The organism is Amycolatopsis bullii, from assembly GCF_014654205.1.
GTDB lineage: Bacteria > Actinomycetota > Actinomycetes > Mycobacteriales > Pseudonocardiaceae > Amycolatopsis > Amycolatopsis plumensis.
On sequence record NZ_BNAW01000007.1, the window covers coordinates 39,259 to 61,987 of the forward strand.

At 71.5% G+C, this 22,729-nt stretch carries 22 protein-coding genes; 14 read left to right on the forward strand and 8 right to left on the reverse strand.

The features are described 5' to 3' along the window. On the reverse strand, positions 1 to 663 hold the full coding sequence (locus tag IE317_RS11660) for a nitroreductase family protein (RefSeq protein ID WP_191309233.1): 663 nt from the start codon (positions 661 to 663) through the stop codon (positions 1 to 3). Positions 664 to 883: 220 nt separating this feature from the next. On the opposite strand from IE317_RS11660, the gene IE317_RS11665 reads away from it, so the two are divergent. From IE317_RS11665 to IE317_RS11680, 4 genes are all read left to right on the forward strand, one after another. Further along, the gene (locus tag IE317_RS11665; RefSeq protein WP_191309235.1) at positions 884 to 1,300 is read left to right on the forward strand and encodes a hypothetical protein; all 417 of its coding nucleotides are present in this window, start codon (positions 884 to 886) and stop codon (positions 1,298 to 1,300) included. Between the two features lie 31 nt (positions 1,301 to 1,331). Next, positions 1,332 to 3,434, forward strand: a complete 2,103-nt coding sequence (locus IE317_RS11670) for a (Fe-S)-binding protein (protein ID WP_191309237.1) — start codon at positions 1,332 to 1,334, stop codon at positions 3,432 to 3,434. A 308-nt stretch (positions 3,435 to 3,742) separates the two neighbouring features. After that, positions 3,743 to 4,117 carry a hypothetical protein gene (locus IE317_RS44490; protein ID WP_229902648.1) on the forward strand — a complete coding sequence of 125 codons (375 nt, stop codon included), beginning with the start codon at positions 3,743 to 3,745 and terminating at the stop codon, positions 4,115 to 4,117. After that, positions 4,118 to 4,489, forward strand: a complete 372-nt coding sequence (locus IE317_RS11680) for a hypothetical protein (RefSeq protein ID WP_191309239.1) — start codon at positions 4,118 to 4,120, stop codon at positions 4,487 to 4,489. On the opposite strand, the gene IE317_RS11685 is transcribed toward IE317_RS11680, so the two are convergent. Both IE317_RS11685 and IE317_RS11690 read right to left on the reverse strand, forming a co-directional pair. Beyond that, entirely contained in the window at positions 4,486 to 5,799 is a 1,314-nt protein-coding gene (locus IE317_RS11685; protein ID WP_229902649.1) for an MFS transporter, read from the reverse strand. The two genes, IE317_RS11680 and IE317_RS11685, sit on opposite strands and share 4 nt — an antisense overlap. Before the next feature lie 118 nt (positions 5,800 to 5,917). Next, complete coding sequence (locus IE317_RS11690) at positions 5,918 to 6,559, reverse strand: TetR/AcrR family transcriptional regulator (protein ID WP_191309241.1); 642 nt, start codon at positions 6,557 to 6,559, stop codon at positions 5,918 to 5,920. A gap of 114 nt (positions 6,560 to 6,673) precedes the next feature. Here IE317_RS11690 and IE317_RS11695 point away from each other — a divergent pair, with 114 nt between their 5' ends. The 7 genes from IE317_RS11695 to IE317_RS11725 all read left to right on the forward strand — a co-directional run bounded on the left by IE317_RS11695 (position 6,674) and on the right by IE317_RS11725 (position 15,057). Then, the gene (locus IE317_RS11695; protein ID WP_191309243.1) at positions 6,674 to 7,522 is read left to right on the forward strand and encodes a shikimate dehydrogenase; all 849 of its coding nucleotides are present in this window, start codon (positions 6,674 to 6,676) and stop codon (positions 7,520 to 7,522) included. Further along, positions 7,512 to 9,311: a sugar phosphate isomerase/epimerase and 4-hydroxyphenylpyruvate domain-containing protein gene (locus IE317_RS11700; protein ID WP_191309245.1), complete on the forward strand. Its 1,800-nt coding sequence runs from the start codon at positions 7,512 to 7,514 to the stop codon at positions 9,309 to 9,311. Before IE317_RS11695 ends, IE317_RS11700 begins: the two co-directional genes overlap by 11 nt. Positions 9,312 to 9,612: 301 nt before the next feature. Then, on the forward strand, positions 9,613 to 10,914 hold the full coding sequence (locus tag IE317_RS11705; RefSeq protein ID WP_191309246.1) for a sugar ABC transporter substrate-binding protein: 1,302 nt from the start codon (positions 9,613 to 9,615) through the stop codon (positions 10,912 to 10,914). Further along, the gene (locus IE317_RS11710) at positions 10,911 to 11,897 is read left to right on the forward strand and encodes a carbohydrate ABC transporter permease (RefSeq protein WP_191309248.1); all 987 of its coding nucleotides are present in this window, start codon (positions 10,911 to 10,913) and stop codon (positions 11,895 to 11,897) included. The genes IE317_RS11705 and IE317_RS11710 overlap by 4 nt, the downstream gene beginning before the upstream one ends. Continuing rightward, a complete protein-coding gene (locus tag IE317_RS11715) occupies positions 11,894 to 12,724 on the forward strand; it encodes a carbohydrate ABC transporter permease (protein WP_191309250.1) in 831 nt (276 codons plus the stop codon). The genes IE317_RS11710 and IE317_RS11715 overlap by 4 nt, the downstream gene beginning before the upstream one ends. Before the next feature lie 5 nt (positions 12,725 to 12,729). Continuing rightward, on the forward strand, positions 12,730 to 14,187 hold the full coding sequence (locus IE317_RS11720; protein ID WP_191309252.1) for a glycoside hydrolase family 3 protein: 1,458 nt from the start codon (positions 12,730 to 12,732) through the stop codon (positions 14,185 to 14,187). Positions 14,188 to 14,298: 111 nt separating this feature from the next. Further along, positions 14,299 to 15,057: a hypothetical protein gene (locus IE317_RS11725; protein WP_191309254.1), complete on the forward strand. Its 759-nt coding sequence runs from the start codon at positions 14,299 to 14,301 to the stop codon at positions 15,055 to 15,057. 81 nt (positions 15,058 to 15,138) lie between these two features. Here IE317_RS11725 and IE317_RS11730 read toward each other — a convergent pair whose 3' ends face one another. The 5 genes from IE317_RS11730 to IE317_RS11750 form a co-directional block, all read right to left on the reverse strand. Then, entirely contained in the window at positions 15,139 to 16,188 is a 1,050-nt protein-coding gene (locus IE317_RS11730; protein WP_191309256.1) for a DUF2235 domain-containing protein, read from the reverse strand. Positions 16,189 to 16,310: 122 nt separating this feature from the next. After that, on the reverse strand, positions 16,311 to 16,808 hold the full coding sequence (locus IE317_RS11735; RefSeq protein WP_191309258.1) for a GNAT family N-acetyltransferase: 498 nt from the start codon (positions 16,806 to 16,808) through the stop codon (positions 16,311 to 16,313). After that, positions 16,801 to 16,956: a hypothetical protein gene (locus IE317_RS11740; RefSeq protein ID WP_229902650.1), complete on the reverse strand. Its 156-nt coding sequence runs from the start codon at positions 16,954 to 16,956 to the stop codon at positions 16,801 to 16,803. The genes IE317_RS11735 and IE317_RS11740 overlap by 8 nt, the downstream gene beginning before the upstream one ends. A gap of 191 nt (positions 16,957 to 17,147) precedes the next feature. Beyond that, positions 17,148 to 18,578 (reverse strand): DUF1996 domain-containing protein, encoded by a 1,431-nt coding sequence (locus tag IE317_RS11745; protein ID WP_191309260.1) that lies wholly within the window; start codon positions 18,576 to 18,578, stop codon positions 17,148 to 17,150. Between the two features lie 479 nt (positions 18,579 to 19,057). Next, positions 19,058 to 19,672, reverse strand: a complete 615-nt coding sequence (locus tag IE317_RS11750) for a sigma-70 family RNA polymerase sigma factor (RefSeq protein ID WP_191309262.1) — start codon at positions 19,670 to 19,672, stop codon at positions 19,058 to 19,060. Positions 19,673 to 19,914: 242 nt separating this feature from the next. Here IE317_RS11750 and IE317_RS11755 point away from each other — a divergent pair, with 242 nt between their 5' ends. The 3 genes from IE317_RS11755 to IE317_RS11765 all read left to right on the forward strand — a co-directional run bounded on the left by IE317_RS11755 (position 19,915) and on the right by IE317_RS11765 (position 22,645). Beyond that, positions 19,915 to 20,322: a pyridoxamine 5'-phosphate oxidase family protein gene (locus IE317_RS11755; RefSeq protein WP_191309264.1), complete on the forward strand. Its 408-nt coding sequence runs from the start codon at positions 19,915 to 19,917 to the stop codon at positions 20,320 to 20,322. Positions 20,323 to 20,486: 164 nt separating this feature from the next. Then, positions 20,487 to 21,989 carry a GAF domain-containing sensor histidine kinase gene (locus IE317_RS11760; RefSeq protein WP_191309566.1) on the forward strand — a complete coding sequence of 501 codons (1,503 nt, stop codon included), beginning with the start codon at positions 20,487 to 20,489 and terminating at the stop codon, positions 21,987 to 21,989. After that, positions 21,986 to 22,645: a response regulator gene (locus IE317_RS11765; protein ID WP_191309266.1), complete on the forward strand. Its 660-nt coding sequence runs from the start codon at positions 21,986 to 21,988 to the stop codon at positions 22,643 to 22,645. Before IE317_RS11760 ends, IE317_RS11765 begins: the two co-directional genes overlap by 4 nt. Positions 22,646 to 22,729: the final 84 nt, after the last annotated feature.

Here is a 22,729-nt window from a genome sequence, read left to right on the forward strand (position 1 = left end):
TCAGATCCGCACGAGGACTTCGTCGAGGGGCTTGCGCCGCAGGTCCGGCACGACGCAGTCGTCGGCCGGGTAGCCGACCGGGATCACCGCGAACGCCTTTTCGTTGCGCGGCCGGCCGAGCAGCTCGCCGAGGAACCGCATCGGTGACGGCGTGTGCGTCAGTGCCGCGAGGCCCGCCACGTGCAGCGAGGTCAGAAGCATGCCGACCGCGATGCCGACCGACTCGTCGACGTAGTAGTGCTTGCGGACGCCGCCGTCGTCGTCGAGGGCGAACCGTTGCTGGAACACGACGATGAGGTACGGCGCGTCGGTCAGGTGGGGCTTGACCGCGTCGGTGCCGAGGGGCCGCAGCGCGTCGAGCCATTCGTCGCCGAGCCGTCCGTCGTAGGAGACGCGTTCCTCGGCCTCGGCGGCTTCGCGGATGCGCCGGCGCACCTGCGGGTCCGAGACGAGGACGAACGTCCACGGCTGCTGGTGCGCGCCGCTCGGCGCGGTGGAGGCGACCGCGATCGCGTCGAGCACCGCGCGTTCGGGGACCGGGTCGGGGGAGAACATGCGCACCGAGCGCCGGGTTTCCATCTGCTGCCGGAGCGCAGCGGCCCGGGCGAGGGCTTCGGCGTCGGGCAGCCGGGCGGGCCGGTAGGGAACCGGGTGGTAGGTCATGCCGGGATTGTGGCGGGGGACACGGATGCCGCAGCAGGGCCGAACGTACGATTCGCGGGGTCAAGCGTCCGCTGTACGGACAGTAAGGTGATCCTTCCTCGAAAAATTGCGTCGAACAGCGCACTCAAACTAGGCCGTCCGGTCCTGTCGCGTGCCGTGATCTCCTCATTACCCTCCAGTAGCAGACAGTGGTGCCGATCACAGTCGCTCAGGAGGCCTCATGGCGGCGCGCGTCCGGGGACCCGGGTCCGAAGACCGGCGCGAACTGCGGATCCGGCACCTCACCGGCTGTCTTCCCTGCACGCTCAAATGCGCGTACTGCGGGCTGCCGGTGCGGCTCGCCGGGCCGGGTGACCACCCGGGCTACGGCGTGGTCGAAGAAGTGACCGGCGATCTCGTGCTCCTGCACCGGTTCTGCCGCACCGCGCTCGGCCGGTGCCGGACGCGGGGGTGCGTGCTGCGGCGCGCCCACCTCGGCCGCGCGACCGAGCAGTACGAAACCGGCCGGCGGCCCGGGCGCTACCAGCGCCTCGGCGTCCGGCGCTCGCCCGACCTCGATCTGTACCGGAAGCACTGGCGGATCGCGAAGATGCGGTACGCGTGCAAGGCGTGCCGGTACTACACCGGCTCGCACTGAGCCGGTCCTTCCATCACGACGCGGAGGACTCGTGCTCGTTCGTCTCATCCTCGGCCTGCTCATGACGGTCGTCGGCCTCGCCGTCGCCGGCAAGCGCGTGGCCTTCCTGTACCGGCTGATCAAGGCCGGCCAGCCCGACACCAAGCGCTCCGACGAGCTCGGTGCCCGGGTCTTCGCGCAGGTGCGCGAGGTGTTCGGCCAGCGCAAGCTGCTGAAGTGGTCGGTGCCGGGCCTGGCGCACTTCTTCACGTTCTGGGGCTTCGTGATCCTCGCTTCGGTGTACCTCGAGGCGTACGGCGCCCTGTTCGACGAGAAGTTCGCCATCCCGTGGATCGGCTACTGGGCGGTGCTCGGGTTCCTGCAGGACTTCATCGCCGTCGCCGTGGCCGCCTCGCTCGGCGTGTTCACGATCATCCGGATCCGGAACGCCCCCGCGCGCAAGGACCGCGCGTCCCGGTTCTACGGCTCGCACACCGGCGGCGCGTGGCTCATCCTGCTGATGATCTTCAACGTCGTCTGGACGATGTTCTTCTTCCGCGGCGCCTCCGCGGCGTCCGGCAACTTCCCGTACGACTCCGGCGCGTACGTCTCGCTCGGCGTCGGGAACCTCCTGGAGCCGCTCGGGCACTCGACGACCGAGGTGCTGGAAACCGTCGGCCTGCTCCTGCACATCGGCGTCATGCTGGTGTTCCTGTCGATCGTGCTCTACTCCAAGCACCTGCACATCTTCGTGGCGCCGATCAACGTCTCGGCGAAGCGGCTGCCGGACGCGCTCGGCCCGCTGCTGCCGATGGAGTCCGGCGGCAAGCCGATCGACTTCGAGGACCCGGGCGAGGACGACACGTTCGGCCGCGGCAAGATCGGCGACTTCACGTGGAAGGGCATGCTGGACTTCACCACGTGCACCGAGTGCGGCCGCTGCCAGTCGCAGTGCCCGGCGTGGAACACCGGGAAGCCGTTGTCGCCCAAGCTCGTCATCATGAACCTGCGCGACAACCTGTTCGAGGAGGCGCCCTACATCCTCGCGGGCACCGAGCACGAGGGCGCGCGCCCGCTGGTCGGCCCCGAAGACGACGGCGGTGTCATCGACCCGGACGTCCTGTGGTCGTGCACCACCTGCGGCGCGTGCGTCGAGCAGTGCCCGGTGGACATCGAGCACGTCGACCACATCGTCGACATGCGCCGCTACCAGGTGATGATCGAGTCGGCGTTCCCGACCGAGCTGGGCGGGCTGTTCAAGAACCTGGAGACCAAGGGCAACCCGTGGGGCCAGAACAACTCCGAGCGGCTGGCCTGGACGAAGGACCTCGGCTTCGACGTCCCGGTGTTCGACGGCGAGCTGGCCGAGGACGTCGAGTACGTCTACTGGGTCGGCTGCGCGGGCGCGTTCGACGACCAGGCGCGCAAGACCGTGCGGGCCACGGCCGAGCTGCTGCACATCGCCGGGGTGAAGTACGTGGTGCTGGGCAAGGAGGAGTCCTGCACCGGTGACCCGGCGCGCCGGGCGGGCAACGAGTTCCTCTTCCAGATGATGGCGCAGCAGACGGCCGAGACGCTGAACGCGGTGTTCGAGGGCCGCGAGCCGCGCCTGCGCAAGATCGTCACCACGTGCCCGCACTGCCTGAACACGCTGAGCCGCGAGTACCCGGACCTGGACGGGCACTACGAGGTCGTCCACCACACCCAGCTGCTCAACCGCCTGGTCCGCGGCGGGCAGCTGACCCCGGTGAAGCCGGTGGAGGACGGCCCCCGCGTCACCTATCACGACCCCTGCTACCTCGGACGCCACAACAAGGTCTACACGCCGCCGCGCGAACTGGTCGGCGCGACGGGCGCCTCGCTGGCGGAGATGCCCCGCCACGCGGACCGGGCGTTGTGCTGCGGCGCGGGTGGCGCCCGCATGTGGATGGAAGAGCAGATCGGCAAGCGCATCAACCTGGAGCGGGTGGACGAGGCGATCGCCACGGACGCCGAGACGATCGTGACGGGCTGCCCGTTCTGCCGCGTGATGCTGACCGATGGGCTGGTCCAGCGCCAGAGCGAGCAGAAGGCGGAGAACGTCGATGTACGCGATGTGGCGCAGTTGCTGCTGGAGCGGGTGAAGGCTCCGGACACCTCGGCCCCGAAGGTCTGAACGAGTTCACCCGTTCGCTCTATATCCCTCGGCCGCCGCACGGCTCTTCCTTGAAGGGAGCCGTGCGGCGTGAGAAGGGCCGGTGGGCGAGGCGAGGATCGAAACGGCGCGTGCACGATTGGTGGTACGTCGGCTCTTGGCTGGTGGGCGCGGACCCGACGCGGACCTGCGGCTGAGGCTGGCGCCGCGGCAGGACCACCCGCTGCGCCACGGTGACCGGCTCGAATCCGGCCCGATCGCGGCGGTCTACTCCGACGGGACGGGCGGCGTTCGGCAGACCCGGAACTGGCAGCGCCCGTCGTCCGGGGGTGTCCTTCGGTGACGTCTCGGCGGGACAGCACCACCGGTACGAGTTCACCACTCCGCAAGGCGAAGCGCTTTCCCTGATGGCGACCGGGAAGGGGCTCGGCCGGCCGATCATGGTCCTCGGGGTGCTCATGAGCTTGACCGGCTTCGGCTTGTTCGCGTCGGGGATCTTTCGGTTCATGAAGGCGACTGCGGGCGAGATGTCGGCGGGTTCGTTCGCCGCGCCACCCTCGCCGCTCGGTCCGGACGTCTTCGGCGGGGTGCCCTTGGGCGCGCTCGGCTTCGCGCTGGTCGTGCTGGGTGGCGTGGTGTCGTCGATCGGGCTGGTGATGGCCAAGGCGGCGCGCGAGCGGCGCCGCCGGAGCGGGAGGCGCTAGATGGACGGCATCCACTTCCACGGCGAGGTCAGGGCGGGGACGGTCAACAACGCCGTCCACGGCGACATCAACAACAACTACGGTGGACACCAGGAGATCCACCGCGGCTTCGACGCGCGGCAGGTCGCCTCGCTGGTGCGGGCGGTCCGCGCGGAACTTGACACGGCCCGGCTGCCGCCGGCCACGAAGGACGCCGTGCACGGCGTCCTCGACGAGGTCGACCGGGACGTCGTGCACGGCGGAGGCGGCGTGGGCGCGAAGGTGCGCCGGGCCCGGGACCTGCTCCGGGACGCCGGCGGCCTCGCGACCGCCGGCGCCGGGCTGTGGACCGCGGTGCGCGCGCTCGCGGCCGCGGCCGGTGTCCCGTTCTAACCGTCCACAGCGGACGCGACCACAGTGGACGGTGCCGCGGGTGCCGCGCCGCCCAGGTGCGCGGTCGGCACCCGGTGGGTCTCCCGGGCCGTCGCCGCGGCCAGGGCCGCCACCACGCACACCGCCGCGGTGAAGATCGCGACGCCGAGCCAGTCCTGCTTGCCGGACCCGATCGCCGCCACGACGCTGGGGGCGAAGCCCGCCACCGCGAAGCCGATCTGGGTGCCGATCGCCATGCCGGACAGGCGGACCCGGGCGCTGAACATCTCGCCGTAGAGCGCCGGCCAGACCCCGTTGACCCCGGAGTACGCCACGCCGAACAGCGCGATGCCGAGCACGAACAACAGCGCGTACGAGCCGATCGAGATCGACCACAGGTACGGGAAGATCAGCACGCCGCAGGCCAGGCAGCCGGTGATGAACACCGGTTTGCGCCCGACGCGGTCGGCGAGCCCGGCCAGCAGCGGGATGGCCGCCAGCGCGACGATGTTCGCCAGCACGCCCACCCAGAGCATCGGGGTGCGGGACAGGCCGATCGTGTTGACCGCGTAGCTCAGCGCGTAGACGGTGAAGATCGTGCTCACCGAGGCGATCGTCGCCGCGACGATCACGCGCAGGACGTCCGCCCAGTGCTGCCGGAACAGGATGGCGACCGGCAGTTTCGCGACCTCGGTGCGTTCGAACACCGGCGTCTCGTCGAGCTTGCGCCGGATCACGAAGCCGACGACCACCACGAGCGCGCTGGCCCAGAACGGCAGCCGCCAGCCCCAGGTCAGCAGGTCTTGCTGCGGCAGCGCGGCGACCGGCAGGAAGATCGCGGTGGCCAGGATCTGCCCGGCCTGCGTGCCGCTGAGGGTGAAGCTGGTGAAGTAGGCGCGCCGGTGCTCCGGGGCGTGCTCCAGCGACATCGAGTTCGCGCCCGCCTGCTCGCCGGCCGCGGAAAGTCCTTGCAGCAGGCGGAGCACGACCAGCAGAACCGGGGCGAGGACGCCGACGCTCGCGTACGTCGGCAAGCAGCCGACGCAGAACGTCGCGAAACCCATGAGCAGCAAGGTGAAGACGAGCACCCGCTTGCGGCCGAACCGGTCGCCGACGTGGCCGAGGACGAACGCGCCGACCGGCCGGGCGAGGTAGCCGACGCCGAAGGTGGCCAGGGCCAGCAGGGTGCCGGTGGCGGGGGAGGAGGCCGGGAAGAACACCTTGCCGAACACGAGCGCGGCGGCGGTGCCGTAGATGAAGAAGTCGTAGTACTCGAGCGCGCTGCCGATCCAGGCGGCCAGCGCCGCCTTGCGGGGCATCGATCCGGTCACGGGAACTCTTCTCCTGACGTCCGTGCTTCGGTGCGCAGAGTTCGGCGGGGAAGCAATGTACGGTCTAGTTAGTTAATAGAGAGTGCGAGACCGGACTCCGGGTGTCAAGAGCGGGATTTCAGGCGGTCAGGTAGTCGATCACCAGGTCGCCGAGCATCGAGCGGTAGTGCTCGCGGCGGGCCGGGTCGAGCATGTCGCGGCCGAAGATCGCCTGGAACGTGTGCCGGTTCGCCAGCCGGAACACGCAGAACGAGCTGATGACCATGTGGACGTCGAGCGCGTCGACGTCCTCGCGGAACAGGCCGGCCTTCCGGCCCCGCTCGAGGATCCGCGTGATCCCGCCGAGGGCGGGGTCGGCCAGTCCGGCCAGGATCTCCGACTGCGACAGGTGTTCCGCGCGGTGGATGTTCTCGATGCTGACCAGCCGGATGAAGTCCGGGTTCGCCTCGTGGTGGTCGAAGGTCAGCGCGGCCAGCTGCCGCAGCGCGTCCTCGGGCTCGAGGTGCTCGACGTCGAGCTGCCGTTCCGAGGCCCGGAGCGCGGAGTACGCCCGCTCCAGCACGGCGATGTAGAGCTGTTCCTTACCGCCGAAGTAGTAGTAGATCATCCGCTTGGTGGTGCTGGTGCGGGCGGCGATCTCGTCGACCCGGGCGCCGGTGTAGCCCTTGTCCGCGAACTCGCGCGTGGCCACCGCGAGGATGTCGGCGCGCGTCCGGTCCTTGTCGCGCTGGCGCTCGGCTTCCGACGATGGTGCGGCCACCGGGCTCCCTCCGCTGCAGGTGAACGGCCCCACTTTAGCCCAGGGCTTCCGCGGGAGCTCTCGCCGCGCTAACGTGAACGTACTAGTTCGTACATTAGCGACGGAGGGCACCGCGTGACCAGCTACCTGATCGGGCTCGTCGGCACGGGCATCGGGCCGTCCGCCAGCCCGGCCCTGCACGAACGCGAGGCCGACGAGCTCGGCCTCCGCTACCTCTACCGCCTGCTGGACCTCGACGTGCTGCGCCGCCCGGTCGCCGACGTCCTCGCCGCCGCCCGGCTCGCCGGGTTCGACGGCCTCAACGTCACCCACCCGGCCAAGCAGGCCGTCCTGCCGCACCTCGACGAACTGTCGCCGGAAGCCGAAGCGCTCGGCGCGGTCAACACCGTCGTCTTCCGCGACCACCGGGCGATCGGCCACAACACCGACGCGACCGGGTTCGCCCGCAGCCTCACCCGCGGCCTGCCGGACGTCCCGCTGGACGACGTCGTCCTGCTCGGCGCCGGGGGAGCGGGTGCGGCGGTCGCCCACGCACTCCTCTCGCTGGGCACCGGGCGGCTCACCGTCCACGACGTCGACGACCGCCGGAGCGCCCGGCTGGCCGGGGCGCTGGAGCACAGGTTCGGCAAAGGGCGCGCGCGACCCGGCGACCCGACCGCGCTCGCCCGCGCCGACGGCCTCGTGCACGCCACCCCGACCGGGATGGCCGCCCATCCCGGTTCGCCGGTCCCGGCCGAGCTGCTGCATGGAGACTTGTGGGTGGCCGACATCGTCTACCGCCCCCTCGAAACCCCGCTGCTGGCCGCCGCCCGCGCCCGCGGCTGCCGGGTGCTGCACGGCGGCGGCATGGTCGTGCTGCAGGCGGCCGAATCGTTCCGGCTGTTCACCGGCGCCGAGCCCGACCCGGCGCGGATGCTGCGGCACTTCGACGCACTGGAAGGGGAGGCCGCCCGTGCTGCCTGAACCGCGCACCGCCATCGCCACCGTCTGCCTGTCCGGCACCCTGGAAGACAAGCTCGCCGCGGCCGCCGCGGCCGGGTTCGACGGGGTCGAGCTGTTCGAGAACGACCTGGTCGTCTCCCCGTCGAGCCCCGCCGAAATCCGCCGCCGCTGCGCCGACCTCGGCCTGTCCATCGACCTCTACCAGCCGTTCCGCGACTTCGAAGCCGTCCCGCCGCGGCTGCACGCGGCCAACCTGCGCCGGGCGGCGCGCAAGTTCGACGTCATGGCCGAGCTCGGCGCGGACACCATGCTGGTCTGCTCCTCGGTGGCGCCCGAGGCGATCGACGACGACGAACTGGCCGCGGAGCAGCTGCACGCCCTGGCGGAGCTGGCCGCGACACGCGGGATGCGGGTCGCCTACGAAGCACTGGCCTGGGGCCGGCACGTCAGCGGCTACGAGCACGCCTGGCGCATCGTCCGCCGGGCCGCGCACCCCGCGCTCGGGATCTGCCTCGACAGCTTCCACATCCTGTCGAAGGGCCACGACCCGGCCTCGATCCGCGCGATCCCCGGCGAGAAGATCTTCTTCCTGCAGCTGGCCGACGCGCCGAAGCTGCCGATGGACGTGCTGCCGTGGAGCCGGCACCACCGGCTCTTCCCCGGTCAGGGCGACTTCGACCTGACCGCGTTCACCGGGCACGTGCTCGACGCGGGCTACCGCGGACCGCTGTCCCTGGAAGTCTTCAACGACGTGTTCCGCCAGGCCGACCCGCGCCCGGCCGCGGTCGACGCCCTGCGGTCCCTGCTGGCGCTGAAGGAGTCCCTGGGTGTGCTCGAGCTGCCGGCCGCGCCGTCGCTGACCGGGCACGCGTTCGCCGAGGTCGTGACCGATCCCGGCGCGGGCGGGGTGCTGGCTGCACTGGGGTTCGCGCGCACCGGCGTGCACCGGACCAAGCCGGTCGAGCTGTGGGAGCAGGGCGACGCCCGGGTGGTGGTCAACGAAGGCGGCGCGGCGCACGGTGCCGTCGGCGCGGTCGCGCTGGCCAGCAGCGACCCGGTGCGCTCGGCCGCCCGTGCGGAGGCGCTGCGCGCGCCGGTCCTGCCCCGGGTGCGGGGCCCGCGCGAGGCCGACCTGGCGTCGATCGCGGCGCCGGACGGGACCCAGGTGTTCCTCTGCGGCGACGACTGGCGCGACGACTTCGTGCCGACCGGGGAAACGGCCCGCGGCGCCGGGGTCTTCGGAATCGATCACGTGGCGCTCACGCAGCCGTTCGACCACTTCGAGGAGGCGGCGCTGTTCTACCGCTCGGTGTTCGGGCTGGCCCCGTCGCCGGTGACGGAGTTCGCCGCGCCGTTCGGGCTGGTGCGCAGCCGTTCGGTCGGGGCGGGGGAGGTCCGGCTGACGCTGGAGGCCGCCGTGGTCCGCCGCGGTGAGTGGGCGCCGGCGGTCCCCGAACCGCAGCACGTGGCGTTCGCCTGCACGGATGCGCCGTCCGCGGCCGCGGCGATGCGGGCGGCGGGCGCACCGCTGCTGGACATCCCGGGCAACTACTACGACGACCTGGCCGCCCGGCTGGACCTGCCGCCCGCGCGGCTGGCCATGCTGCGGGAGCATTCGCTGCTCTACGACCGGGACGCCCACGGCGAGTTCCTGCACTTCTACACCGCGCTGGCGGGGGCGCGGGTGTTCTTCGAGGTGGTGCAGCGGATCGGCGGGTACCGCGGGTTCGGCGTGGCGAACGCGCCGGTGCGGATGGCCGCCCACCGCGCACGGAGACACGCGGCGCCGCCGGTGAAAACGCCGGCCTGATCACCACTGCCGCCCCGAGAAGTCTTTCCCGGGGCGGTTTTCGTCGTCGCCCGCCGGTGCGGGCGCGCGGAATTCCGGTGCCCCGCCGGTGAAAAACGTCCGGGACACCTTCCTATCCGGACGACTTCTGGCGCGGCTCCCGGGTCGCGCGTAACCGGTCGGCTACTCCTCGCATGCGTTTACAACGTTCCGGCAACCGCCTTGACAGAGCCTGTGGTACGTACCACTCTAACCCCAACATTGGTCTACACCATTTGGGGCGCCTGGCCGCGGTGGCCGGGCATGGAAAGGACGGCATCGAGTGAAACGCTGGCTCAAGCTGGCGGCGGGCGCCGCCGCACTCACGCTCGCGACCGCGGGCTGCGCGGGCTCCGGCGGCTCGGACACCGCGGCCTCGTCGAGCGGCAACGCGCCGCTGAGCGGGACCGTCACGGTCTGGCTGATGACCGGCTCCGCGCCGGCCACCCTGACCGACGCGCTGAACAAGGAGTTCGAGGCCGCGCACCCCGGGGTCAAGGTCAAGTACGAAGTCCAGCAGTGGGACGGCATCCAGCAGAAGCTGACCACCGCGCTGGCCAGCGGCGCGCCGCCGGACGTCATCGAGATCGGCAACACGCAGACCGCCGCGTTCGCCTCGCAGGACGGCGTCCTGACGGACCTGACCGCCGAGAAGGACAGCTTCAACGGTTCGCAGTGGCTCAAGGGACTCGCCGACTCGGGCACCTACGACGGCAAGGTCTACGGCGTCCCGTTCTACGCGGCCAACCGCGAGGTCATCTACCGCAAGGACATGTTCGAGCAGGCCGGCATCGCGAAGCCGCCGGCGTCGAACGACGAGTGGATCGACGCGATCGGCAAGCTGAAGACCAAGTTCGGCTCCGACCCCGACTTCCAGGCGCTCTACATGCCGGGCCAGAACTGGTACGCGCTGCTGTCGTTCATCTGGGACAACGGCGGTGACATCGCCAAGGCCGACGGCAAGAACTACAAGGCGACCCTGGACACCCCCGAGGCCAAGGCCGGCCTGGAGTTCTACAAGAAGCTCGTCGACACCTCCGGCACCAAGGCGCCGAAGGACGCCGACGAGGCCAAGCCGCAGCAGGCGACCGTCTACGGCGCCGGCAAGGTGGCCATGATGATCGGCCTCCCGTGGGAGCTGGCGACCGCGGCGAAGACCGACCCGAGCCTGACCGACAAGACCGCCGCCTTCGCGATCCCGGGCAAGACCGCCGGCCAGAGCGCCCCGGTCTTCCTCGGTGGCTCGAACCTGGCGATCCCGGCCAACAGCAAGAACGTGGCCGCGGCCAAGGAGTACGTCAAGCTGCTCTCCAGCCCGAAGTACCAGAGCCAGCTCGCCGCGGCGGGCGTCGTGCCCGGCACGTCGACCGACCTCACCGGGCTGGACAAGGACCCGCTGGGCAGCGTGATGGCCAAGGCGTCGGCCAACGGCAAGGCCGTGCCGGCCAGCCCCAAGTGGGGTGACGTGGAGTCCGGCCAGAACCCGGTCAAGGACATGCTGACCGCGTACCTGACCGGCAAGAAGACGCTCGACCAGGCGACCGCCGACGCCAACGCAGCGCTGAACAAGCTCATCGGCGGATGACCGCGACCGCGAATGTGACGATGCCGGCGGGGGCGACCCCGCCGGCATCGCCGCGCGACCCGGGGATCAAGCGGCGCAGGCGGGGCCGGTTCGGCGACCGGGTGCTCCCGTACCTGCTCCTGCTCCCCGCGTTGGCGGCCATCCTGGTGCTGCTCGCCTGGCCGCTGGTCCAGGTGCTCGCGATCAGCTTCCGCAAGCTCGACATCGGCCAGCTCGTCTCCGGCAAGATGGTCTGGATCGGGTTCGACAACTACACGAACACCCTCTCCGACCCGGAGTTCTGGACGATCACCGTCCGGACCCTGGTCTTCACCGCCGCCATCGTGGCCGCCACCATCCTCGGCGGCCTGCTGCTGGCGGTGCTCATGCGCCACCTCGACCCGGTCGTGCGGATCATGGTGCAGGTGACGCTGGTGCTCGCGTGGGCCACGCCGGTGATCGCCACGACCACGGTGTTCCAGTGGATCTTCGACGAGCAGTACGGCATCCTCAACAAGACGCTCGACCGGCTCGGCTTCCACGGCTTCATCGGGTTTTCGTGGTTCTCCAGCGGCGCGAGCACGCTGACCGTGATCGGGCTGCTCATCGTCTGGCAGGCCGTGCCGTTCGTGACGTTCTCGCTGTACGCGGGCATCATCGGCGTCCCGCGCGAGCAGTACGAGGCCGCCGGCATCGACGGCGCCAGCGCGTGGCAGACGTTCCGCGCGGTCACCTGGCCCGCCATCCGGCCGATCACCACCATGGTCACGTTCCTGTCGGTGCTGTGGGACTTCAACGCCTTCGCACAGATCTGGGCGATCCGGGAGGGCGGCCCGGACGGCGGGAGCACCACGCTGGCCGTCGTGCTGTACCTCAAGGGCATCGCGGGCAACCACTTCGGCGCGGCGGGCGCGATCGCCACGCTGATGCTGATCGTGCTCGCCCTCATCACCGGCCGGTACATCCAGCTGCTGGTCCGGACCCCGGAAGGTGATCTCAAGTGAGGAAGTCGCTGCCGCAGCGGATCGCGCTCTCGGTCGTCGGCGTGGTCGTGGCGCTGCTGATCCTCTTCCCGACGTACTGGATGTTCGTCACCTCCCTGCGCACCCCCGGCGAGATCCTGTCGCCGAAGTACGACCTGATCCCGACGTCGTTCTCGTTCGGCAACTTCGCCACCGCGCTGGGCAAGGACAACTTCCCGACCTACCTGATGAACAGCCTGATCGTCACGGTCGGGTCGGTGCTGTGCGCGCTGGTCGCCGGGACCCTCGCGGCGATCCCGCTGTCGCGGCTGCGGTTCACCGGCCGCAAGGGGTTCCTGGTCCTGGTCATGGTGGCGCAGCTGGCGCCGGTGTCGGCGCTGTTCATCCCGCTGTTCCTGCTGATGAAGGACGCCGGGCTGCTCAACACGCTGCCGTCGCTGCTGCTGATCTACTTCGCCACCACGCTGCCGTTCACGGTGTGGATGCTCTACGGGTTCGTCAACGGGATCCCGTACGAGCTGGAAGAGGCCGCGATGATCGACGGCTGCAGCCAGACCGGCGCCTTCCGGCGGGTCACCCTGCCGCTGCTCGGCCCGGGCCTGGTCACCACGTCGGTGTTCAGCTTCATCACCGCCTGGAACGAGTACCTGTTCGCGCTGGTTTTCATCCGGGACAAGCCGAAGGAGACCCTGCCGGTGTGGCTCGCGTCGTTCCGCACCGCGTTCGCCACCGACTGGGGCGGCGTCATGGCCGCGTCGGTCATCTACGCGGTCCCGGCGCTGATCTTCTTCCTGCTCGTGCAACGCAAGCTGGTGTCCGGCACGACCGCCGGCGCCGTGAAGGGGTAGCCCCGTTGTCCACGCCTGAGACGCACTCCTCGCCCGAGAAGCTCGCCGAAGCCGTCCTCCTGCCCGGGTTCGCCGGGACCACCGCGCCGGACTGGCTGCGCCGCCGGATCGAGGGCGGCCTCGGCGGGGTGGTGCTGTTCGGCCGCAACGTCGTCGACGACGAGCAGGTCGCCGCGCTGACCGCGCAGCTGCGCGGGGAGCGTGCCGGGGTGGTCGTCGGCATCGACGAGGAGGGCGGCGACGTCACCCGCCTCGACGTCAACACCGGGTCGTTCGTGCCGGGCCCGCTCGCCCTCGGCGCGGCCGACGACCCGGAGCTGACGACGGCGGTCGCCGCGGCGCTCGGCGAACGGCTCGCGGCCTGCGGCGTCACGGTGAACCTCGCGCCCTGCGCGGACCTGACCCTGGCCGCCGAAGATCCGATCATCGGCGTCCGGGCGTTCGGGTCCGACCCGGCGAAGGCGTCGCCGCACGTCGCGGCGTACGTCACCGGCCTGCAGAAGTACGGCGTCGCGGCGTGCGCCAAGCACTTCCCGGGGCACGGCGCGGCGACCGAGGACTCCCACGTGGCCCTGCCGGTGCTGCCGCGCACGGTCGAGGAACTGCGGGAGATCGAGCTGGTCCCGTTCGCCGCGGCGATCCGGGCCGGGGTGCGCTCGGTGATGTCGGGCCACCTGGTCGTCCGCGCCTGGGGCGACGAGCCGGCCACGCTCAACCGGACCGCGCTCACCGACGTCCTGCGCGGCGAGCTCGGCTTCAGCGGCGCGGTGATCACCGACGCACTGGAGATGGGCGCGGTGTCCGGGGCCTACGGGCGCCACGACGGCCTCGGCCGGTCGGCCGTGCGGGCCCTGGCCGCGGGGGCGGACGCGCTGTGCCTCGGCGGCGCGGCGTTCGAGGCCGAGCACCTCGACGCCTGCGTCGCCGCGATCGTGGCCGCGGTCGCGGCGGGGGAGCTGCCCCTGGAGCGGCTGGCGGAGGCGGCGTCCCGGACGGCGGCGCTGGGCACCGACCCGGCGCCGGCGTCGGTGGGCCCGGTGGACCGGCGGCTGGGCCTGGAGGCGGCCCGCAAGGCGCTGCGGGTGCAGGGCGAGCCGCGGCTCGAGGGACCGCCGCTCGTGGTCGACGTCCAGACCGAGCCGACCATCGCGGCCGGGCCGATGCCGTGGGGCCTCGGCGCCCACCTGGCAGAGCTCGTGCCGGGCACCCGGGCGCTCACCGTGACCCCCGGCGACGCCGACACGGTGCTGGACGCGGCCCGGGGATTCCGCAGCGTCGTCGTGGTGACGCGGGAGGCACACCGGCACCCGGAGGTACGCGCGCTGCTCGACGCCCTGTCCGGGCTGGACTTCGTGCGCGTGGAGACCGGTGTGCCCGGCCCCGGCGGCGACGCCGGCCCGCGGATCGACACGTTCAGCGGCTCCTGGGTCAGCCTGCGCGCGGCGGCCGAATACCTGGCCTGACCGCGGTTTCGTCCGCTTTGCCGCTTCTCCAGAAGTTCAGCCGCGGTTTGTACGCGGCTTGTACCGGTGGTCCCCATGCTGTCCCCACACCGAAAACTGGAGGACGGAACAATGAACATGGGGATCGTGAAGCGGCTGGCCGGGGTGGCCGGCATCGCCGCGGCGATCGTGGTCGCCGGGGCGGGCCCGGCGTTCGCGGCATCGGGCACCGTGCACACCGATTCGGGTGCGCCGCTGACCGTGCGGTCCGGCCCGAGCGCCACCGCGGGCTCGATCGGCAGCCTCGCCGACGGCACCGCGGTGACCATCAGCTGCCAGACCAACGGATCCACGGTCGACGGCAAGTACGGCACCTCGGACATCTGGGACAAGGTGGGTGACGGCTACATCAGCGACGCCTACGTCTACACCGGCTCCGACGGCCGGGTCGCCCCGGACTGCGCGGGCTCCACCCTGACCTGCTCCACCGCGGGCACCGGCAACCCGAAGACCTGCGCCCAGGCGGTGGCCTACGCCAAGACCCGCATCCACACGAGCGACCTCGACTCCTACGAGGGCTGGTGCGACCGGATCAACGCGCAGAACTACGGCTGGCCCGCCTCGGGCTCGGAGACGGCCTACATCCACTGGACCCAGATCCCGTCGTCGTTCAAGCACGCCGGTGACTACCAGGTCCCGGCCGGTGGCCTCGCCTTCTTCAAGAGCAGCGGTGCCGGGCACACGATGATCTCGATCGGCGACGGCAAGTTCCTGTCGAACGACATCAACGGCTACGGCAGCTACACCGAGACGACCATCGCGCAGATCAAGAGCAAGTGGGGCCAGACCTACCTCGGCTGGGCGCAGCCGTGGTTCAAGGTGAACCACTGACCCCCTGACCGGGCACGAGCCCCTGTCCACCTCCCCCGGACAGGGGCTCGTCCGCGTGCCGGCCCAGTCCGGTTCGGACAGTCAGACCTTCATGATCCGGTGCGCCGGGTCCGCCAGGTAGGCCAGCAGGTTCCCGGGCCGGTACGGCGGGCGCATCTGCTCACTGCGGTACAGCGCGCACGACCCCGCGAACTCCGTCGCCGGGTCCACCCCGCCGATGACGCGGTTCGCCGAGCCGAACCACCGGAAGAAACCGTTGAGCGAATCGTGCGCCTCGCCGAGTTCGTCGCGGGCGGCCAAGTACCCGAAGGCGTCCTCGGTGAAGGCGAGGCCGCACTGCTCGGCGCGGTCGGCCATCCACCGCAGGGCGAGGTTCGACAGGGCCGGCTGCCGGTAGCCGCCGCCGACGTCGGAATGGGCGCCGGCGAACCAGACCTGTTCGCGCACCCGGCCGTTCGCGGCCTTCGCCGGCTTCCACACGGCCGGGACGAACGACTTGCGGTGCTCGTCCACCGCCAGCGCCTGGAACGCCGCCTGCACGATCGACGTCAGCTCCATGTCGTGGAACTGCCAGCGTTTGTTCAGCAGGTGGATCAGCCGGCCGCCGCTGAGCGGGATGCCCAGCGCGCCGACGGTGTCCCAGACGCCGACGAACCGGATGGGCGTGCGGTCTTCGTGGGCGTACTTCGCGCGGAATTCCCGGGCCCGCGGGCTCTCCGGGCCGGAGGTCGCCCGGTCGCGGGCGCGGTAGAGCCGGTAGGCCTCCTCCAGCCGGCCGAGCTCGCCGGGGCGCAGGACGCCGCAGTTGCGGATGAGGCCGACCGTGCTGCGCGCGGTGTAGGCGCCGCGGCTGAAACCGAAGAAGAACAGTTCGTCGCCGGGTTCGTAGTTTTCGGCGACGAAGCGGTAGGCGTCCTTCACGTTCGCCGAGAGGCCCACACCGAAAGCGCCGCCGGTGAGGCGGTCCCACAGCTTTCCCGTGCCGACGCCCTCGTGGTAGTACACCCGTTGTTCCGTGCCCGCCGGGTCCGCGGGCGCGACCACCTTCTGGAGCTGGCCGACGTTGGTCGGGGCGGGCTGGCGGAGGCTGTTCCAGGTCCCGTCGCAGCAGATCACCAGACGTTTCGCCATGCTTCCTCCCCGGTCCGGACGCCCGTGAGTCGCCGGTGCCCGGTGCCGCGTTACGCCGGAGGAATACTCGATCCGGTGACGTTTCCCGATTTCCGGATCGGTGCCCGACCGGTGATTCCCCGTTACCGGGAAATGGCGCGCGCTTCCGCGCGAAGGTCGAGCGCCAGCAGTTCCGAGCGGCCCGGCGTGAGGGCGCCGACCGGCTGCCAGCCCCACCGGCGGTACATGGTGTGCGCCGGGGCGGCCGTCGACGCGGCCAGGAGCGCGAACGGCTCGGGCCGGGGCTCGAGCAGCCGGTCGAGCAGGTCCCGGCCGTGGCCGCGCCCGCGCCGCCCCGGCCGGATGGCGAGTTCGTACACGTAGAACAGCGGGTGCCCGGCCAGCCGGTGCGGTGCGGCCGCGGCGGCCCGCGGGGGCCACCAGCCCGCCTCGCGGCCGACGCCGTAAGCGAACCCGGCCAGCTCGCCTCCGGTGTGGACGGTGGTCAGCGCGAACCCCGGCAGGAGCGCGTGCCGCGCCGCGGTCTCGCGGAACCCGGCCGCCTCGGCTTCGCCTTCGCCGTACGGTGGTTCGCGGTAGACGTCGAGGTAGAGGGCGCCGAGTTCGGCCCAGTCAGGCATCCGCGGTCTCCCGGGTCGCGGCCGGCTCCGGAACCGCCTTCAGTCCCGCGAGGACGACCACCACCAGCATGCAGGACCCGGCCAGGACCAGCCAGGGCAGCTGCGGGCCGGCGCCGAGCAGGGCGGTGAACGTCACCGGCGCGAGCACCCGGGCCACTCCCCACAGCCACGAACACGATCCGTCCCACCCGGAACTTGATCCGGTCGCGCACCACCGCTTCGTACGCTCGCGGCAGAGTGGCAGCGAACGCGCGGACCTCGTCACCGGTGACCATCCGCCCATTCTCGCGCGGAACCGGCGGCGCACCATCCCCGGGTGCGCCGCCGGTTCCGCCCGGATCACGCCCGGCAGGTCCGCCCGCGGTTGACGCAGTTGACCAGCCCGTTCATGATGCGCTGCGACATCACGTTGGCGAAGTCGTCGTGGTCGGAAGCGGGGTTGTGCTTCTCCTGCGGGAATGCGTCCACTTTGTACTGCTTCTTGACCTGGATGTCGTGCGGGATGTCGTAGGTCAGCGAGATCTGCAGCTGCGGCACGGCCTTGAAGCCGTTGGCGCACCGGCCGAACCGGTCCGGGAACACGATGTGCGTGCGGTGGTTGGCGCTGTCGGTGTTCTTGCCGTCCCAGCAGCTCGGGAACGTGTGGACGCGCTTGACCTTGCTGCCGTCGGGGCAGATCGGGTACTTGTCGGTGACGCGGTTCTCGAACCCGGTGCACGTCCAGCTCGCCTTGGCGTTGGCGGGCCCGTTGGTCGAGACCTTCGCGTCGCCGTAGAGCACGCGCAGGAAGCGCGGCATCGCCACGACCTTGCCGACCGGGCTGCCGCGGAAGGTGATCTGCACGCGCTGCGGCCGCAGGATCTTGCCGTCGTTGCCGGGCAGCTCGTTGTTCTCGTCCTGCCCGGGCAGCGCCCCGCCGGCCGTGGTGCTCGGGGGCGGCGTCGGCGTTCCGGTGTCCTTGCCCGGCTTCGTCGCGCACGGCGCGAGACCGCCGAGGTCGCCCGGCTTCTGCGTGAACCGGCCGATCGCGTTGAGGATCCGTTCGATGATCGCGGCGCGGCGGTCCTTGAGCGGGTTCAGGATCGCGTTGCGCACGAAGTCCTGGCCGCCCTGGCCCTGCGTCGCGGCGATGCGCTGGTTGGCCTCGTCGGCCTGGTTGTCGAGCTGGTCCAGGTTGTCGTCCACTTCGGCCATGGCCTGGTCCGGGATGTCGGTGAGCTTGCTGGCGACGTCCGGGCAGGCCACCTGCACGGTCTTGGCCTCGCGGTCGGACTGGGCGCGGTCGCCGTCGGGCTTCTTGGCGGGCTCGTTCTTCTCCTCTTCGCCGGTGTCGATGCGGACCACGGGCCAGAAGTAGGCGGACTTGTCGCCGTTGCGGCAGGTGGTCCCGGCCTTGACCAGGCTCTTGTTGTTCGAGTCGGCGTTCGTCGACAGGTTGCCGACGTAGTCGTGCAGGTGCTGGGCACCGTTGCGGACACCGGGCTGGGCGATGAAGTTGTCCGGGTTGAAGTGCTGGTTTTCGTTGCGGCCGCAGTCGACGGTGAACGTGCCCGTCGCCGCGCCGCTGACCGGGCGCGGGTCGAACTGGTTCGGTTTCACCTTCAGGATGTCGACGAAGAACGCGGGGTTCGCTTCGTCGGCGCTGGCTTCACCGGTGTGGCCGGTGGTCGTCGCGACGACGATGCCGCCGACCGCGATCGCGAGGGCGAGGCCGCCGGTCGCGATCTTCGTCCGGCGGGAGAGGCGATGCCGTCCTTGGGTGCGGGACATGGAAAAATCCTCCGGGGTGTCGGGCTGGCGGGAACGCGCGACACTGAGCCGGGACGAGCCCAGGCTCGTCCCGATCAGGCGGGGTTCTTGCGGGTGCGTGCGGGATGGTCGGCAGGAACGAAGCCCGGCTGGTCCACTGACCCGACATCAGTGGATGCGCGCCCACCTGCCCGTGGCCGCGCCGTCAACCGGCTGGTTATCGTTCCGTTATGGAACCTACACGGGCGTTTGACACCGGGCAAGAAGTTCTTTTCGACAGTTACAACCCGTCAGGCCGGGTTCGTGCCTGCGTAGCGAAAGAGGCCGCTGACCTGCGAGTTGTCGGCCGGTGGCGGACTCGTGGAAAAAAGTTTGAACCGAAGTGAACCGGCATCCGTATCCCCGGGTGAGACCGGTCGAATGCCCGCAGCACGGACGCTGCCGGGAATTGCCGTGAAATGCGGGAATGGCAGTGCCGGTTTCCATTCACGGCGGAGTCGTCAGGACGCCTCGTGGTGCGAAAGCAGGCTGCGTCGCAGGGTCGCGAGGGCGCGGTGCTGGGCGACCCGGACCGCACCCGCGCTGCCGAGGCCGACCGCCGCGGCCGTCTCCTCCGCCGTCATGCCGAGGATGATCCGCAGGACCAGGATCTCGCGCTGGCGGGGCGGGAGCGTGTCGAGCAGCCCGGAGGACCAGTCGAGCGCGGCGGAGCGCTCGACCTCCTCACCCGTCGGGTCCACGCCGTCCGCCCGCCCGGCCGGGGGCTCGGCGACCGGGCTGGTGCGGTCGCGCGCCCGGCGCCGGTGGAAGTCGGACACCTTGTGCGCGGCGATGCCGAAGACGAACGGCAGGAACCCGTCGGCGGAGAGCCGGTACCCGGGCAGGGCGCCGACGATCGCGAGCAGCACGTCCTGCGCGCAGTCCTCGGCGTCCGACGAACCGTCCTGCCACGTGCGCAGCCGCCCGAGGCAGTAGCGGAAGACGATCGGCCGCAGGGCGCGCAGCAGCCCGGCCACCGCGGCGCGGTTGCCCTGCACCGCCGACCGGACGAGCGCCGGGTCGAGGGAGAACGTCGCCGTGGGCGTGGAGCCTCCCTCGGCGGAGTGCGGCGGCATCGGCCCTCACCCCCTCTTTCGTGCAGCTCGGCAACGGACCGTCACGACGCTAGGTCACTCCGCGTGGCCGCCACACCGGCCGGGCGGCCGGTGCGGACCGGGTCTTCCGGCCCTGGCCGGAACCGCCCGGATGTGCGTCGGCGCCGCGGTCGCGGTGGCCGGGCCGAACGGCCCTATCGGCGGGCCGGGGGCGGCGATCACGCTGGTGGCCGGGGATTTCACAGGAGAAACACAGGGACGCGATGGTGGACGACGTGGGCTACGGGCTGCTGCTCGACCGGCAGCAGTGCCTCGCCTTGCTCCGGACGGCGAGCCTCGGCCGGGTGATCTACACCCACCGGGCCATGCCGGCGGTGCGTCCGGTGCGCTTCACGGTCGTCGACGACGCCGTGGTGTTCGCCGTCCCGCCCGGAAGCCCCCTGTACGCGGGGGCGCGCGACGCCGTCGTCGCCTTCGAGGTCGACGAGTTCGCCGCCGACTCCGGCGCCGGCTGGTACGTCAGCCTGCTGGGCCGCGCCACCGAGTCCGGTGCCGTCGACCTCGGCGCGCTCGCCTGCCCGTGCCCGGTGCCCACTCCCGCGGGCCACCGGTTCCTGCGTGTCCCGGCGGAGACCATCAGCGGTCACCGGATCGCGTGCCACGCGGAGTGATCTCCCGATCGCCGTAACGGAGTGGGTCCCGGTATCGACCCACCGGATGGACGAACCGGATTGGGCCGAGACGGGCAGTGCCTGTGGACCCTTGACGGCCCCGGGGCAGGCCCGGGGACACGGCGGACCAACGGGGTCGACGCGAAGTGGCGGACGAAATCAGCATGCCGGCGATCCTGGCGGCGGTGGGCGGCATCGCCCGCGAGCTGGAGCTGCCCGCGTTGCTGGACCGCGCGGTGACAGCGACGTGCGAGCTGCTCGGCGCCCGGCGCGGCCGGCTGGACCTGGCCGAGGGCGGGACCGCCGACTACGGCCGGGGCGCGCTCGGCCCCCGCGCGGTCGAGCTGCCGGTCCGCGCGGGCGCGGAAACCTTCGGCACCCTGAGCGTCGAGCCCGGCGACGGCGGGGAGTTCGGCCGCCGCGAACGCGAGGTGCTCGGCGCGCTCACCGCGGCCACCGGGATGGCCGTCGAGAAGGCCCTGCTCGTCGGCCAGATGCGCCGCCGCGAACGCTGGCTGGAGGCGTCCTACGACGTCACCCGCGCCCTGCTCGCGGCCCAGGACCTGCGGGCCACGCTGCGGCTTGTCGCCGAACGCGCCCGCGTCGTCGCCGGCGGCACGGCGGGCGCGATCGCCCGGCCCGACGGCCCCGGCCGGCTCGTGTTCGACGTCGTCGAGCCGCCGGGCGAGGACGCCGACCGCCTCACCGGAATGACCGTGCCGGCCGAAGGCACCGCCACCGGGATGGCGTTCACCACCCGGCGCCCGGTCGTGGTCCGCGACTACGGCGAGCACGTGCAGGAGCAGCAGCGCCACCACGGCGGGCCGATGCCGGCGATGGTCAAGGACCTGGACTCGGCGATCTCGGTGCCGCTGATCGTCGGTGAGGAGACCCTCGGGGTGCTGGTGGTCGCGAAGTTCCGCGACCGCTCGCCGTTCACCGACTCCGACGTCCAGCTGGCCGAGACGTTCGCCGGCCACGCCGCGCTCGCCGTCGAGTTCTCCCGGGCCCAGGAGGCGCGCCAGCAGCTGGCGGTGTTCTCCGACCGCGACCGGATCGCCCGCGACCTGCACGACCTGGTGATCCAGCGGCTGTTCGCGACCGGGCTCGGGCTGGAGGGGGTCAGCAGGCTGATCGCCGACCAGGCGGTCGCCGCGCGCGTGGCCGGGTTCGCCCAGGACCTCGACGGCACGATCCGCGAAATCCGCAACAGCATCTTCTCGCTCCAGGCGCCCGCGCAGGCCCAGGGCAGCCTCCGCGCGGAACTGCTGCGGGTGGCCGTGGACGCCCGGGACGCACTGGGCTTCGAACCGCGGGTCGGCTTCGACGGCCCGCTGGACGCCGCGGTGCCCGACGCGGTCCGCTCCGACCTGATCGCGTCGCTGCGGGAAGCGCTGACGAACGTGGCCCGGCACGCGGACGCGAAATCGTCGTCGGTCGAAGTCACCGTGGACCGGCTCGGCCGCCGGCTGACGCTGGTGGTGCGCGACGACGGGGCCGGCCCGCCGCCCGAGGCGGACCGCATCAGCGGCCTGGCCAACCTCGCCTCGCGGGCGGCCCGGTGGGGCGGCCACTGCGTGCTGGCGGCGGGCGAGGAAGGCGGGGCCCGGCTGGAATGGACGGCGGAGCTGCCGGCGATGCCCGCGGAGCAGGGGAGGGGACGATGACGATCGCGGTGTTCCTGCTGGACGACCACGAGCTGGTGCGGACCGGGCTGAAGACCGTCTTCGAGCCCGAACCCGACATCGAGGTGGTCGGGGAGGCGGGGACGGCGGCCGAGGCGCTGGTGCGGATCCCGCAGGCCCGCCCGGACGTGGCCGTCCTCGACGTCCGGCTGCCCGACGGCGAGGGCGTGGCGGTGTGCCGGGAGATCCGGTCCACGGTGGACCCGCCCCCGGCGTGCCTCATGCTGACGTCCTATTCGGACGACGAGGCGCTGTTCGGCGCGATCATGGCGGGCGCGGCCGGGTACATGCTCAAGCAGGTGTCCGGCCGGTCGCTGATCGAGGCCGTCCGCACGGTCGCCGCCGGTGGCTCGCTGCTGGACGCCACGCTGACCGCGTCGGTGATGAACAAGCTGCGTGGTGAGGACGTCGCGGCCCCCGATCCGCGGTACGAGCAGCTCAGCCCGCAGGAGCGGCGGGTGCTGGACCTGGTGGCGGAGGGCCTGACCAACCGGCAGATCGCCGAGCGGCTGTTCCTGGCCGAGAAGACGGTGAAGAACTACGTGTCGTCGGTGCTGCACAAGCTCGGCGTCGAGCGGCGCACTTCGGCGGCGGTGTACATGTCCCAGCGGCGGGCCGGACCGGGACGATCGGGCTGATTTCCGGGCTGTTCGGACGAAACCGGTGGGGCATCCGACGTATCCAGCCGCCGATGGAGTACACCTGTCGGGTGACGCACGAAC